The following is a 12902-nucleotide window of genomic DNA, read 5'->3' as shown; positions in this document are numbered from 1 at the left end:
GTGATCACGGTTGTCGGCGAGAGCCTGGTCGACCTGATCGAGGAACCGGCGGACGGGGCGGCCGCGTACCCGGGCGGCAGCCCGGCCAACGTCGCGGTCGCCCTCGCCCGCCTCGGTCAGCCCACGACCCTGCTCACCCAGCTCGGCGACGACGCATACGGGCGGTTGGTCCGCGCCCACCTGGCCGCCAGTGGCGTACGGCTGGACCCGGCCTCGGTGTCGGACCTGCCGCGCACCAGCGTGGCCCGGACCCGGGTGGGCGCGGACGGGCAGGCACGGTACGACTTCGCGATCGACTGGCCGGCCTTCCCGGCCGGCGCGCTCACCCGGGTGGGCGCCGGCAGCGACTGCCTGCACACCGGCTCGCTGGCCACCGTCCTCGACCCGGGCGCCGGCGACGTGGTGGCGCTGGTCCGCGACCGGCGGGCCGCCGCGATGATCAGTTTCGACCCGAACTGCCGCCCGTCGCTCACCGGTGACCCGGTCCGGGCCCGGCACCGGGTCGAGGAACTGGTCGCTGTCGCGGACCTGGTCAAGGTCAGCCGCGAGGACCTGGACTGGCTGCACCCGGAACAGCCGCCGGACCGGGTGGCGCAAGGCTGGCTGGAGCTGGGCGCCGGCCTCGTCGTGGTCACCCTCGGTGCCGAGGGGGCGCTGGCGGTCACCCGGCAGGTGGCGCGGCGGGTGGCCGCCCGGCCGGTGACGGTGGTGGACACGGTGGGCGCCGGTGACGCGTTCACCGCCGGGCTGCTGGCCGCGCTCCGGGACCGCGGGCTGCTCGGCGCCGACCGGCGCGGCGCACTGCGGGCCGCCGCCGCCGAGACGCTCGCCGCCGTGCTCGACGACGCGGCGCGGGTGGCCGCGCTGACCTGCGCCCGCCGGGGCGCCGACCCGCCCACCCGGGCCGAGCTGGCCGCCCTGCCCGCCCCGGCGTGACGCCACGGTGTCGTCGTTCCGCCACCACCCGTGGCCCGGGACGGCGAACCGACCGTAGATAATGGATGAATGGTTGCCTGGGAGTACGCGTTGCTGGTCCGCCGCTATCAGGGGCAGGGCCGCAATTTCCACGTCTCGTTCGTCTGGTACGGCCCGGAGGGGTCGCGCACCGACGTGACCGGGTACGGCGACACCGCGATCGCACACCTCAACCGGGTCGGCCGGGAGGGCTGGGAGCTGGTCTCGGCCGCGGAGGACGTGAACAACGTCCAGGGCAGCACCGAGGTGCACCGCTACCACCTCAAGCGGCCGCTGCGCTGACCCGCGGGCGGGCGCGCCGTCGCTGCCGGGCGAGTCGGCCGGTCCGGGTCAGGCGGCTCGACCGGCGATTCTGAGGGGGACGCCCTGTGCCCGGAGTGGGGCGAGTTGGGACTCGTCCGCGCCCGCATCCACGATGACCAGGTCGAAGGCGGTGAGCGGCGCGAGCTGGTGCAGCCCGTTCTTGGTGAACTTGCTGTGGTCGATGAGGAGGACGCGCCGGTTGGCGGCCTCCATGAGCGCCCGTTTGACGGCCACCGTCTCCTGTGACTGGTGGTAGCAGTGTCCGTCGGTGACCGCGGTCGTCGACATGAACAGGACGTCGGCCCGCAGGGACCGGATGGCGTCGGTGGTCTGCATGCCGAGGAACGCGTCGTACGCCGGGTAGTAGGCGCCGCCGAGACCGATGAGGTCGACTCCCGGCTCACCGGCGAGCAGCTTCAGCACGGCCAGGAAGTTGCTGATGACGGTCAGCGGGCCGCGGGCCGGCAGCAGTTCCGCGACCGCCAGCCCGGTGGTGCTCTCGTCGATCATGATGGCGGCGCCTGGGGTGACGAGTTCCACCGCCGCGAGGGCGAGGTCCCGCTTCTCGGCGGCCATCGCCTGCACCCGGTGGCGTACGTCGCCGTGGTGGACGGCCGAGGGTTGGGCGGTCGCGCCGCCGCGTACCTTGCGTAGCCAGCCCTCGCTCTGCAGCACGTCGAGATCGCGATGGATGGTCATCAGGCTCACGCCCTGCGCCTCGGCGAGGTCTTCGATCTTGACGAAGCCCTCGTCGATGACCCGCCGGCGAATCTGCTCGCGCCGCTCACGTGGGGTCGGTGGCGGGGCCGCCTCGGGCACCGTGTTCACGCTGGCGACATCGTTGGCCACCGGGCTGCCTCCTGTCGTGGGTGCTGAGCGGCCCGGTCCGGAGGTGAGGGGATCCGGTCCGCTCCGGCGCGCGCATGCCGCAACCTACCGCGTCCGGCCCCGCCGCTTCGGGCGACGCTCTGCCGACGTCATCATGTGATGTCGCTGAGAAGATAACACGTAATCTCCGTCCGACATACGCCCGATTACGCAGCGACAGGGCCTGTTTTGGCCGCCCTACGTCACAGGCGAGTTGTGTTTTAATTCAGACTCTTGACATCCCAACGGTCCCTGGTGTTTGGTTCGTAACACGAGCGACCCTCGTCGTCACGGACTGCCCGACGGTCTTGTCGGACCGTTCGGGACGGCAGCCGACGCCGGCCCGCACCCACCACCCCCGAAAGACCGGGGTGCGGCCGGAACACCTGAGGAGTGCGTCATGAAGAGAATCCCCCTGCGGGCACTCGTCGCCGTTGCCGCGACGCTGCTCGCCGCCCCGTCCCTCGCCGCCTGTGCCTCCACCGACGACGCCGGCGGCGGCTCCGGCAAGGGTGCGGAGAACGCGAAGATCGCGTTCCTGATGCCGGACATCGCCTCCACCCGCTACGAGCAGTACGACGCTCCGCTGTTCAAGGCCAAGATGAAGGACCTCTGCCCGAAGTGCGAGGTGCTCTACCAGAACGCCGGCGCTGACGCGTCGAAGCAGCAGCAGCAGGCCAACTCGGTCCTCGCCCAGGGCGTCAAGGCGATCGTGCTCGACCCGGTCGACTCGGCCGCCGCCGCCACGATCGTGAAGTCGGCGCAGGCCCAGAAGGTCGCCGTCATCGCCTACGACCGGCCCATCCCGGCCGCGAAGGCCGACTACTACGTCTCCTTCGACAACGAGAAGATCGGCTCGCTGATCGCCCAGTCCCTGGTGGACCACCTCAAGCAGTCCAACGCGCAGGGCGGCATCCTCGAGGTCAACGGCTCGCCCACCGACGCCGCCGCCGGGCTGATCAAGAAGGGCATCCACTCCGCCGTCGACCCGAGCGGGTTCAAGCTGCTGGCCGAGTACGACACCCCGGGCTGGCAGCCGAGCAAGGCGCAGGAATGGGTGAGCGGACAGATCACCCAGTTCCCGGGCCAGGTCGCTGGCGTGGTGGCCGCCAACGACGGCACCGGAGGCGGCGCGATCGCGGCGTTCAAGGCCGCCGGCGCGAAGGTGCCGCCGGTGACCGGCAACGACGCGGAACTGGCGGCGATCCAGCGGATCATCGCCGGTGACCAGTACAACACGATCTCGAAGCCGATCAAGATCGTGGCCGAGGCGGCCGCGGAGATCGCGTACAAGTTCGTCCAGGGCAACGCGCCCGCGGGCGAGACCACTCTCTTCGACACGCCGTCGAAGCTGTTCACCCCGACGGTCGTGACGCAGCAGAACGTCGCCGAGGTGATGTTCGGTCCGGACGGCGCGCTGAAGGCGGCGGATGTCTGCACCGCGGAGTACAAGGCCGCCTGCGACAAGCTCGGCATCAAGTAGGCGGTCCGGTCCGGCCCCTCGCCGCCACGGTGACGAGGTGCCGGACCTCCCCGCGCCACCGCCCCGCCCCGCGGAGCAACCGTCCCACCAGCCCTCGAAGGACCGCCATGTCGCCTACGCCGACCAGCCAACTTCCGGAACCCGGGGCCGACATCGTCCTGTCGCTCCGCGGCATCAGCAAGACGTTCGGCGCCGTCGCCGCCCTGACCGACATCGACCTCGACGTGGCCGCCGGTCAGGTGGTGGCGATCGTCGGCGACAACGGCGCCGGCAAGTCCACCCTCGTGAAGATCCTCTCCGGGGTGCACGCCCAGGACGCCGGGACCATCAGGTTCGAGGGCAACGAGGTCGCCATCCCGAACCCGGCCGCCGCTCACCACCTCGGCATCGCCACGGTCTTCCAGGATCTCGCGCTGTGCGAGAACCTCAACGTGATCGAGAACCTCTTCCTCGGCCACGAGCTGCGCGGCCTGCGCCTCGACGACGTGGCCATGGAGGTCCGCTCGTGGGAGCTGCTGCGGCAGCTCTCCGCCAAGATCCCGACGGTCCGGATCCCGGTCGCCTCGCTCTCCGGCGGGCAGCGCCAGACGGTCGCCATCGCCCGGTCACTGCTGGGCGACCCCAAGATCGTGATCCTGGACGAGCCCACCGCCGCCCTCGGCGTGGCGCAGACGGCCGAGGTGCTCAACCTCATCGAGCGGCTCCGCGAACGCGGCCATGGCGTGATCATGATCAGCCACAACATGGCGGACGTGAAGGCCGTCGCCGACACCGTGGCCGTGCTGCGGCTGGGCCGCAACAACGGGGTCTTCGCGGTGGACGAGGTCTCACCCGAGGACATCATCGCCGCGATCACCGGCGCCACGGACAACGTCGTCGCTCGACGTAGCGCGCGGCGCGCCCAGCCGACAACGACCCTCGAAGGGAGGACCCAGCCGTGACCGACGTTCACACCGCCGCGCCGGCCTCGTCCGGCCCGACCGACCTGCACGACGAACGGCTGCGGCAACAGGTCGGCGTTCGTGGGGCCGTGGCCGCCTTCATCGACCAGGTGCGCAGCGGCGACCTCGGGGTGCTGCCCGTGGTGGCCGGGCTCGTCGTCATCTGGACCGTGCTGCAGTCGCTCAACCCGATCTTCCTGTCCAGCGCCAACCTGGTGAACCTCACCCTGGAGTGCGTACCGGTCGGCGTGATCGCGCTCGGTGTCGTGTTCATGCTCCTGGTCGGCCAGATCGACCTGTCGGTCGGCTCGATCAGCGGCCTGTCCGCCGCGGTCATGGCCGTGCTCTTCGTCGACCGAGGGCTGCCCGCCTGGGTCGCGATCGCCGCAGCCGTCGTCATGGGAGCCGCGCTGGGCTGGGTCTACGGGCAACTGTTCAACCGGTTGGGCGTCCCCAGCTTCGTCATCACCCTCGGCGGCCTGCTCGGCTTCCTCGGTCTCCAACTGTGGGTGCTCGGCGCCAAGGGCTCGATCAACCTGCCCTTCGACTCCGGTCTGGTGACCTTCGCGCAACTGGCCTTCCTGCCGGCGTGGCTGTCGTACACCCTCGTCGGGCTGGGCGCCGTGGGCTGGTTCGCGAGCGGCTACCGGCGCGCCCGCAACCGCCGCCGGGCGCAGCTGTCCGCCGCGTCGGTGCAGTACCTCGCCGTCCGCAGCGTCGTGCTCGCCGTCGGGCTCGGCGTGGTGGTGTCCTACCTGCAGCAGACCCGCGGCGTCGGCTGGATGTTCGTGCTCTTCCTCGCCCTCGTCCTGGCCGCGCACTACGTGCTCCGCCGGACGAAATACGGCAAGGCGGTGTACGCGATCGGCGGCAACGTCGAGGCGGCCCGGCGGGCGGGCATCAACGTCAAGGCCGTCTACACCTCCGTCTTCATGGTCTGCACCACGCTGGCCGCCGTCGGTGGTGTCCTGGCCGCCGCCCGGCTCGCCGCGGCCAACCAGAGCAGCGGCGGTGGCGACGTCAACCTCAACGCCATCGCGGCCGCCGTCATCGGCGGCACCAGCCTCTTCGGCGGCCGGGGCAGCGCCTTCGCCGCGCTGCTCGGCATGGTGGTGATCCAGTCGATCTCCAGTGGGCTGACCCTGCTGAACCTGGATTCCTCGTTCCGGTTCATGGTCACCGGTGCCGTCCTGCTGCTCGCCGTGGCGCTGGACTCGGTGGCCCGCCGGTCCCGGGCGTCGCACGGCCGGGGCTGAGCGCGGGTCAGTCGGAGGGAGGATCGTGACAGCCATCTGCGTCGACGCCGGCACGACGATGATCAAGGCCGTCGGTTACGACGAGAAAGGCCGGGAGGCGGTCGTGGTCCGGGAGCCGGCGCTCGTCCAGCGGCCGAGGTCCGGCTGGGTCGAGCAGGACATGGGCCAGGTCCGGGATGCGGTGTTCCGCGCGATCCGGGCCGTCCGCATCCAGCTTCCCGGTGACGTCGATTTCCTCGCGCTCACCGCGCAGGGCGACGGCTGCTGGCTGGTCGACGCGGCCGGAGCGCCGACCGGTCCGGCCGTGCTCTGGAACGACGGCCGGGCCGCGTCGGTGGTGCGGGGCTGGGCCGAGGCCGGCCTGCTCCCCGAGGCGTTCCGCCGCAACGGCTCGGTCACCTTCCCCGGCCTGCCCAACGCGATCCTCAGCTGGCTGCACACCCACGACCCGGATCGGTTGGCCCGCTCGGCGGCTGTCCTGACCTGCGGTGGCTGGCTCTTCGCCCAGCTCACCGGCGCGGTCGTGATGGAGGAGTCGGACGCCTCGGCGCCGTTCGTGGAGCTGCGCACCGGCCGGTACGACCGTGGCCTGCTCGACCTGTTCGACCTGGCGTGGGCGGAGCGGCTGCTGCCCCCGGTGGCCCGCGGCGCGCGGCGGGTCGCACCGCTGCGCGCGGACGCCGCCGCCGACCTGGGCGTGCCGGCGGGTACCCCGGTCGTGGTCGCCCCCTACGACATCGCGGCCACGGCGATCGGCGCGGGCGCGGTCCGCCCCGGCCAGGCGTGCAGCATCCTCGGCACCACGCTCTGCACCGAGGTGGTGACCGACGACGTGTCGTTCGGCGCCGAGCCGCTCGGGGCGACCGTCGCCCTCGGTGTGCCGGGCCGGCACCTGCGGGCCATGCCCACGCTGACCGGCACCGAGGTGTTGACCTGGGCGTGCGGGCTGCTCGGCCTGGACCGCCCCGGCGAGCTGATCGACCTGGCGGGCCAGGCGCCGGTAGGCGCGGACGGCCTGATGTTCCTGCCCTACCTGTCCCCGGCCGGCGAACGGGTGCCGTTCGTCGACCCGCACGCGAGGGGGATGCTGTTCGGTCTCTCCGTCGAACACGGGCGGGCGCACATCGCCCGTGCCATCGTCGAGGGGCTCACCCTGGTCATCCGCGACTGCCTGGCCGCCTCGCAGGTGACTCCGACGGAGCTGGGGGTCTGCGGCGGCGGCGCGGCGAACGGGGCCTGGTCGCAGCTCATCGCCGACCTGGTCGGCGTACCCGTGCGGCGTACCGCCGACGCCGAGGTCGGCGCCCGCGGCGCGTTCGTCGTCGGCAAGCTCGCCACCGGGGCCGCGGCCACGGTGGAGGAGGCGGTCGCGGCGCACGTGCTGGTCCGGGACTCGTTCGCGCCGGACCCGGTGCGGACGCGGCGCTACGCCGACCTGCTCGAAGAGTTCGTCCGCCTGCGCCGGCAGGCGGCGACGATGTGGCCGCGACTGGCGGCCCTGCGCGGAGAGGGGGACCGGTGAGGCGGCCGGAGGACGACGGCGTCTGGGTTGGACTCGATCTCGGTACGCAGAGCGTGCGGGCCCTGGCCGTCACCGGCACGGGTGTCGCCGTCGGCATGGGCAGCGCGCCGCTGACCAGCAACCGCGACGGCAACCGGCACGAGCAGGATCCGCGACAGTGGTGGGCCGCGGTGTCGGCCGCGGCGCGCGCCGCGCTGGCCGACGTGCCGCCGGCCAGCGTCCGGGGCGTCGCCGTCGACGCCACCTCCGGCACGGTGCTCCTGGTGGACCGGACCGGCGAGCCGGTGACCCCGGGCGTCATGTACGACGACACCCGCGCCGCCGCCGAGGCCGAGCGGGTGAACGAGGTCGGCGCGGCCACCTGGGCGGCGCTGGGCTATCAACGCATGCAGCCCGCCTGGGCGCTGCCGAAGCTGCTGTGGCTGCTGCGGCACCACCCCCGCGCGGCAGAGGCGCACCGGCTGGCGCACCAGAGCGATGTGATCAACCGCCGCCTGGTCGGGCACGAGGTGCCGACCGACCTGAGCAACGCGCTGAAGACCGGCGCCCACCTCGTCAACGGCGACTGGCCGGCCGCCGTCCTCGACGCCCTCGGCGTGCCCGGTGAGCTGCTGCCGCCGCTGGTCCGGTCCGGCACCCGCCTCGGCACGGTCTGCGCCGACGCCGCCGAGCAGACCGGCATCCCCGTCGGCACCCCCGTGATCGCTGGCATGACCGACGGGTGTGCGGCGCAGCTCGGGTCCGGCGCGTTGCGGGTCGGCAGCTGGAACTCCGTGCTCGGCACCACCCTGGTGCTCAAGGGAGTCGCCCGCGAGCCGGTCCACGACCCGGCCGGCGCGGTCTACTCGCACCGCGGCCCGAACGACACCTGGCTGCCCGGCGGCGCGTCGAGCACCGGGGCGGGCGCGGTCTCGCGCGACTTCCCGGACGCCGACCTCGACGCCCTCAACCGCGCGGCGGCGTTTCACGAGCCCGCGACCGCCCTCTGCTATCCGCTGGTCTCCACCGGCGAACGCTTCCCGTTCGTCGCCCCCGCGGCACGCGGCTTCCTGCTCGGCGAGCCGACCGGGGAGGGCGATCGGTTCGCGGCGGTGCTGCAGGGGGTCGCATACCTCGAGCGGCTCTGCTTCGACTACCTGCACCTGCTCGGTGCCCCGTTGGACGGCGAGCTCGTGCTGACCGGCGGCGCCACTCGCAGCGGCTACTGGAACCAGCTGCGCGCGGACGTCCTCGGTCGGCCGGCGGTGCTGCCGGAGAACGCCGAGCCCGCGCTCGGCATGGCGATCCTCGCGGCGGCGGCCGGCCGGGACCCGGTCGAGGTGGCGGCGGCCATGGTGCGGGTACGGGCGATCGTCGAGCCGCGCGCGGGCTCGCACAGCCGGTTCGCGCCGGGATATCTGCGGCTGGTCGAGGTGCTCGAGCAACGGGGCTGGCTGGCACCGACTGCGGCCGCACACGCACGGGAAAGGACCGCCCAATGACCACCCTCGTCCTCGTCCGCCACGGGGAGACCGTCTGGCACGCGGAGAACCGGTACGCCGGGGTCAGCGACATCTCGCTCACCACCCGCGGGCACGAGCAGGCCGCGCAGCTGGCGGCCTGGGCCGCGACGGCCGGGCTGTCCGCGGTCTGGACCTCCACCCTGAGCCGTGCCCAGCTCACCGCCGCGTCCTGCGCCGAGGCGGCCGGCACCCCGCTGCGGGTCGACGAACGGCTGCGGGAACTCGACTTCGGTGACGGCGAGGGGCTGACCCGCGCGGAGATGCGGGAGCAGTTCCCGCAGGCGTTGGACGCCTTCCACGCCGATCCGGTCGCGGACCACCTGCCCGGCGGGGAGGACCCGGCCCACGCCGCGCAGCGGTTCACCGCGTGCCTGCGCGACATCGCCGCCCAGCACCCCGACGGTCGGGTTCTCGTGGTCGCGCACACGACCGCCATCCGGCTGGCCCTGTGCCAGCTGCTCGGGGTGCCGCTGCGGGAGTATCGCCGGCTGTTCCCGTTCGTCCGCAACTGCGCCCTCACCGAGATCCGGCTGGACGACGACGGGGTCGCCGTCCTCGAGTTCAACGCCCCGATCGCCCGGCCGACGGGCTGAGTCCACGTCCCGTCCGCCGAACCCGCGACAACCCCCTGGGAGATCCACTGATGAGCGTCCGCCTGCTCGCCGCCGGCGACCATTTCGTCCTCAACCGTCTGCTCGTCGACGCCGTACGCGCCGAGGTCCCCGACGGTCTCGACATCAGCGAGCTGACGCTGCCTTGGCCGGTCGAGCCGTTCGGACCGGTGGCGGAGGTGCACGAGGCGTCCGGCACCGAGGACGAGCTGATCGAGGCGCTGCGCGGGGTGCGGGTCTGCGTGACGCAGATGGCACCGATCACCCGGAAGGTGCTCGAGGCCGCACCGGACCTTGAGCTGGTCTGCGTCAGCCGCGGCGGGCCGGTGAACGTCAACCTCGACGCGGCGACCGAGCGGGGCGTGTCCGTCTGCTCCGCGCCGGGCCGCAACGCGGCCGCCACGGCCGAACACACCATCGCCATGATCCTCGCGGCCGTCCGCCGGATCGCGCCGACCCACCAGGACCTCCTGAACGGGGTCTGGCGTGGCGACTACTATCGCTACGACAGCGTCGGGCCGGAGCTGGGCGGCAGCACGGTCGGGCTGGTCGGGTTCGGCGCGATCGGCAGCCGGGTCGCCCGCATCCTGCACGCGTTCGGCGCGCGGGTCCTGGTGCACGACCCGTACGTCACCGCCGACCAGGTCGCCGGGGTCGCCGAGTTGACCTCCCTGGACGACCTGCTGTTGCGGTCCCGGGTCGTCTCCCTGCACGCCCGCCTCACCCCTGAGACCACCGGGATGATGGGTGCCGCGCAACTGGCCGCGATGCCGGCGGGTTCGGTCATCGTCAACTGCGCCCGGGGCGCGCTGCTCGACTACGACGCTGTGTGCGACGCCCTCGACGCCGGGCACCTGTTCGGCGCGGCCTTCGACGTCTTTCCGGCGGAGCCGATCCCGGCCGGTTCCCGACTGCTCACCACGCCGAACATCGTGCTGACCCCACACCTGGCGGGGGCCAGCAAGGAGACCGCTGCGAACGCCGCCCGCATCGTCGCCGGAGAGGTGGGCCGTTACCTGCGCGGCGAGCCGCTCCGCTGCTGCGCCAACCCGCAGGTGCGGGGCTGACCCGATCGATCAGGGAGTTGTGGTTGGTCCACCACAACTCCCTGATCGGCGTCGGCCGAGCGGCGGTCAGCCGAGGTCGACGGCGGGGTAGAGGGGGAAGCCGGCCAGCAGCTCGCTGGCGTGCTTGTTCACCTTGTTGGCCAGGGCCGGGTCGAGCACGTACTTCGCCTTGGACTCGCCGGGGGTGGTCTGGCTGAGCACGGTGTGGATCAGCTCGGCGGTGACGTCCATCTCCGCGGTGCCGAGGCCCCGGGTGGTCAGCGCCGGGGTGCCGATCCGGATGCCGGAGGTGTACCAGGCGCCGTTCGGGTCCTGCGGGACGGCGTTGCGGTTGGTCACGATGCCCGAGTCGAGCAGCGCCTGCTCCGCCTGCCGGCCGGTCAGGCCGTACCCGGAGACGTCGATCAGCACCAGGTGGTTGTCGGTGCCGCCGGTGACCAGCTTCGCGCCCCGGCGCACCAGCCCCTCGGCGAGCGCGTGGGCGTTGGCGACGATGCGCTGCGCGTAGTCGGCGAAGTCGGGGCGGCGGGCCTCCGCGAGGGCGACCGCCTTGGCCGCCATCACGTGCGGCAGCGGGCCGCCGAGCACCATCGGGCAGCCCCGGTCGACCTGGTCGGCCAGCTCCGGGCCGCAGAGCACCAGGCCGCCGCGCGGGCCGCGCAGCGACTTGTGGGTGGTGGTGGTGACGATGTGCGCGTGCGGCACCGGGTCGAAGTCGCCGGTGAAGACCTTCCCGGCGACCAGGCCGGCGAAGTGCGCCATGTCGACCATGAAGGTGGCGCCGACCGAGTCGGCGATCTCCCGCATGATCCGGAAGTTGACCTTCCGGGGGTACGCCGAGTAGCCGGCGACCAGGATCAGCGGCTTGAACTCGCGAGCCGCCTCGGCGACCCGGTCGTAGTCGATCAGGCCGGTCGCCGGGTCGGTGCCGTAGCTGCGCTGGTCGAACATCTTTCCGGAGATGTTCGGCCGGAAGCCGTGGGTGAGGTGGCCGCCGGCGTCCAGCGACATGCCCAGCATCCGCTGGTTGCCCAGCTCGCGGCGGAGCGCGAACCAGTCCGCCTCGGTGAGCTCGTTGACCTGGCGAACCTGGGCCTTCTTCAGTGCCGGGGACTCCACCCGGTCGGCCAGGATCGCCCAGAAGGCGACCAGGTTGGCGTCGATGCCCGAGTGCGGCTGCACGTACGCGTGGGCGGCGCCGAACAGCTCCCGGGCGTGCTCGGCGGCGAGTGCCTCGACGGTGTCGACGTTCTGGCAGCCGGCGTAGAAGCGGCGGCCGACGGTGCCCTCGGCGTACTTGTCGCTGAACCAGTTGCCCATGGCCAGCAGGGTGGCCGGGGAGGCGTAGTTCTCGCTGGCGATGAGCTTGAGCGACTCGCGCTGGTCGGCCAGTTCCGCCCCGATGGCGTCCGCCACCCGCGGTTCGACGGCGCGGATCACCTCCAGCGCGCTGCGGAAGGCGGTGGATTCGGCGTTCAGCGACATGCGACCTCCTGGTGACGTGCGGAAGGCCCAGGCGCTCGGCGTGCGTCCTCATGACGGGACCGCTTCCCGATGGTTCTCCATCCCCACGCGCCAGTCACGGCCCGCGCCGATCCTACCGGGTCCGCCGGAGCCCGACCCGGCGCACCTCCGCCGCGCGCCGGCCGGGTTCGTCCGCCCGGGGCTGGGCAAATCATGTGGGGTTCGGGCGGCGGAGCGGCAGGAACGGCGGCGGGACCCGGCCGAGGCCGGGTCCCGCCGTCAGTGTGGTGCCCGCTCAGGCGACGACCGCGTCCAGCGACTTCTTCAGCGCCTTCGGCGCGGCCGGCGTCTTCGGCGCCTTCGGACGCAGGTCGATCATGCGCTGGCCGATCTCCTGGAGCTGGTTACGGCCGAGCGCCTCGCGGACCTTGGGGAACCACTCCTGCTCCTCCTCCTCGACGTGGTGCAGCACGTTCTCGATCAGCACCGTCGTCTTGGCGTTGAACCGCTCGTCGTCGGGGTCCATGGTCGACAGCTCGAAGCAGAGCACGTCCGCGACGTGGTGCTCCTCGTACGACTCCAGGATGTCGTCCTCGATGTCCGGCACCAGCTTGCGGACCTCCGGGTACATGACCTCGTTCTCGAGGTAGGTGTGCACGGTCAGCGCCTCGAGGATCTGCTTGACCAGCTTCTGCCGCTCGCTCGCCGGCCCCTCCTCGGCGTCCTGGAATGCCTTGAACAGGCGGCGGACCTCCTTGTGGTCCTCTTTGAGCAGCACGATCGCGTCGGTGGACACCGGTACCTCCTCGGGTCTGGGCTGACGGTGCTTCCCCTACCCGCGGGATGAGCGGCAAAAACGAGTGGGGCCCGGCGACGTTCCGCCGGGCCCCACCACGGGTTGTGCCGTACCG

At 72.4% G+C, this 12902-nt stretch carries 12 protein-coding genes and 1 riboswitch; of the genes, 9 read left to right on the top strand and 3 right to left on the bottom strand.

Annotated features, from left to right (window positions below; all coding sequences use genetic code 11):
• Positions 1-936, top strand: a complete 936-nt coding sequence (locus Q2K19_RS29625) for a carbohydrate kinase family protein (protein ID WP_302765441.1) — start codon at positions 1-3, stop codon at positions 934-936.
• A 69-nt stretch (positions 937-1005) separates the two neighbouring features.
• Positions 1006-1257, top strand: coding sequence for a hypothetical protein (locus tag Q2K19_RS29620; RefSeq protein ID WP_302765439.1), 252 nt, complete (start codon positions 1006-1008; stop codon positions 1255-1257).
• A 48-nt stretch (positions 1258-1305) separates the two neighbouring features.
• Here the strand turns inward: Q2K19_RS29620 and Q2K19_RS29615 are convergent, their stop codons facing one another.
• On the bottom strand, positions 1306-2127 hold the full coding sequence (locus Q2K19_RS29615) for a DeoR/GlpR family DNA-binding transcription regulator (RefSeq protein WP_302765437.1): 822 nt from the start codon (positions 2125-2127) through the stop codon (positions 1306-1308).
• Positions 2128-2545: 418 nt separating this feature from the next.
• On the opposite strand from Q2K19_RS29615, the gene Q2K19_RS29610 reads away from it, so the two are divergent.
• The 7 genes from Q2K19_RS29610 (at position 2546) to Q2K19_RS29580 (ending at position 10527) form a co-directional block, all read left to right on the top strand.
• A complete protein-coding gene (locus tag Q2K19_RS29610) occupies positions 2546-3628 on the top strand; it encodes a substrate-binding domain-containing protein (RefSeq protein WP_302765435.1) in 1083 nt (360 codons plus the stop codon).
• A 107-nt stretch (positions 3629-3735) separates the two neighbouring features.
• The gene (locus Q2K19_RS29605) at positions 3736-4569 is read left to right on the top strand and encodes an ATP-binding cassette domain-containing protein (protein ID WP_302765433.1); all 834 of its coding nucleotides are present in this window, start codon (positions 3736-3738) and stop codon (positions 4567-4569) included.
• Positions 4566-5825 (top strand): sugar ABC transporter permease, encoded by a 1260-nt coding sequence (locus tag Q2K19_RS29600; RefSeq protein ID WP_302765431.1) that lies wholly within the window; start codon positions 4566-4568, stop codon positions 5823-5825. Before Q2K19_RS29605 ends, Q2K19_RS29600 begins: the two co-directional genes overlap by 4 nt.
• A gap of 25 nt (positions 5826-5850) precedes the next feature.
• Positions 5851-7347: an FGGY-family carbohydrate kinase gene (locus Q2K19_RS29595; protein WP_302765430.1), complete on the top strand. Its 1497-nt coding sequence runs from the start codon at positions 5851-5853 to the stop codon at positions 7345-7347.
• A complete protein-coding gene (locus tag Q2K19_RS29590) occupies positions 7344-8828 on the top strand; it encodes an FGGY-family carbohydrate kinase (RefSeq protein WP_302765429.1) in 1485 nt (494 codons plus the stop codon). The genes Q2K19_RS29595 and Q2K19_RS29590 overlap by 4 nt, the downstream gene beginning before the upstream one ends.
• Positions 8825-9442 (top strand): histidine phosphatase family protein, encoded by a 618-nt coding sequence (locus tag Q2K19_RS29585; protein ID WP_302765427.1) that lies wholly within the window; start codon positions 8825-8827, stop codon positions 9440-9442. Before Q2K19_RS29590 ends, Q2K19_RS29585 begins: the two co-directional genes overlap by 4 nt.
• Before the next feature lie 50 nt (positions 9443-9492).
• A complete protein-coding gene (locus Q2K19_RS29580; RefSeq protein WP_302765425.1) occupies positions 9493-10527 on the top strand; it encodes a 2-hydroxyacid dehydrogenase in 1035 nt (344 codons plus the stop codon).
• A 66-nt stretch (positions 10528-10593) separates the two neighbouring features.
• On the opposite strand, the gene Q2K19_RS29575 is transcribed toward Q2K19_RS29580, so the two are convergent.
• Complete coding sequence (locus Q2K19_RS29575) at positions 10594-12012, bottom strand: glycine hydroxymethyltransferase (protein ID WP_302765423.1); 1419 nt, start codon at positions 12010-12012, stop codon at positions 10594-10596.
• An 18-nt stretch (positions 12013-12030) separates the two neighbouring features.
• Positions 12031-12120: riboswitch (ZMP/ZTP riboswitch) on the bottom strand.
• Between the two features lie 166 nt (positions 12121-12286).
• Positions 12287-12787: a hemerythrin domain-containing protein gene (locus tag Q2K19_RS29570; protein ID WP_302765421.1), complete on the bottom strand. Its 501-nt coding sequence runs from the start codon at positions 12785-12787 to the stop codon at positions 12287-12289.
• Positions 12788-12902: the final 115 nt, after the last annotated feature.

Origin of the sequence: Micromonospora sp. NBRC 110009, from assembly GCF_030518795.1 — a bacterium.
In the GTDB taxonomy this organism is placed as follows: Bacteria; Actinomycetota; Actinomycetes; order Mycobacteriales; family Micromonosporaceae; genus Micromonospora.
The sequence above is the reverse complement of the archived record's forward strand: the minus strand, read 5'-3'. Positions and strand labels throughout refer to the sequence as shown.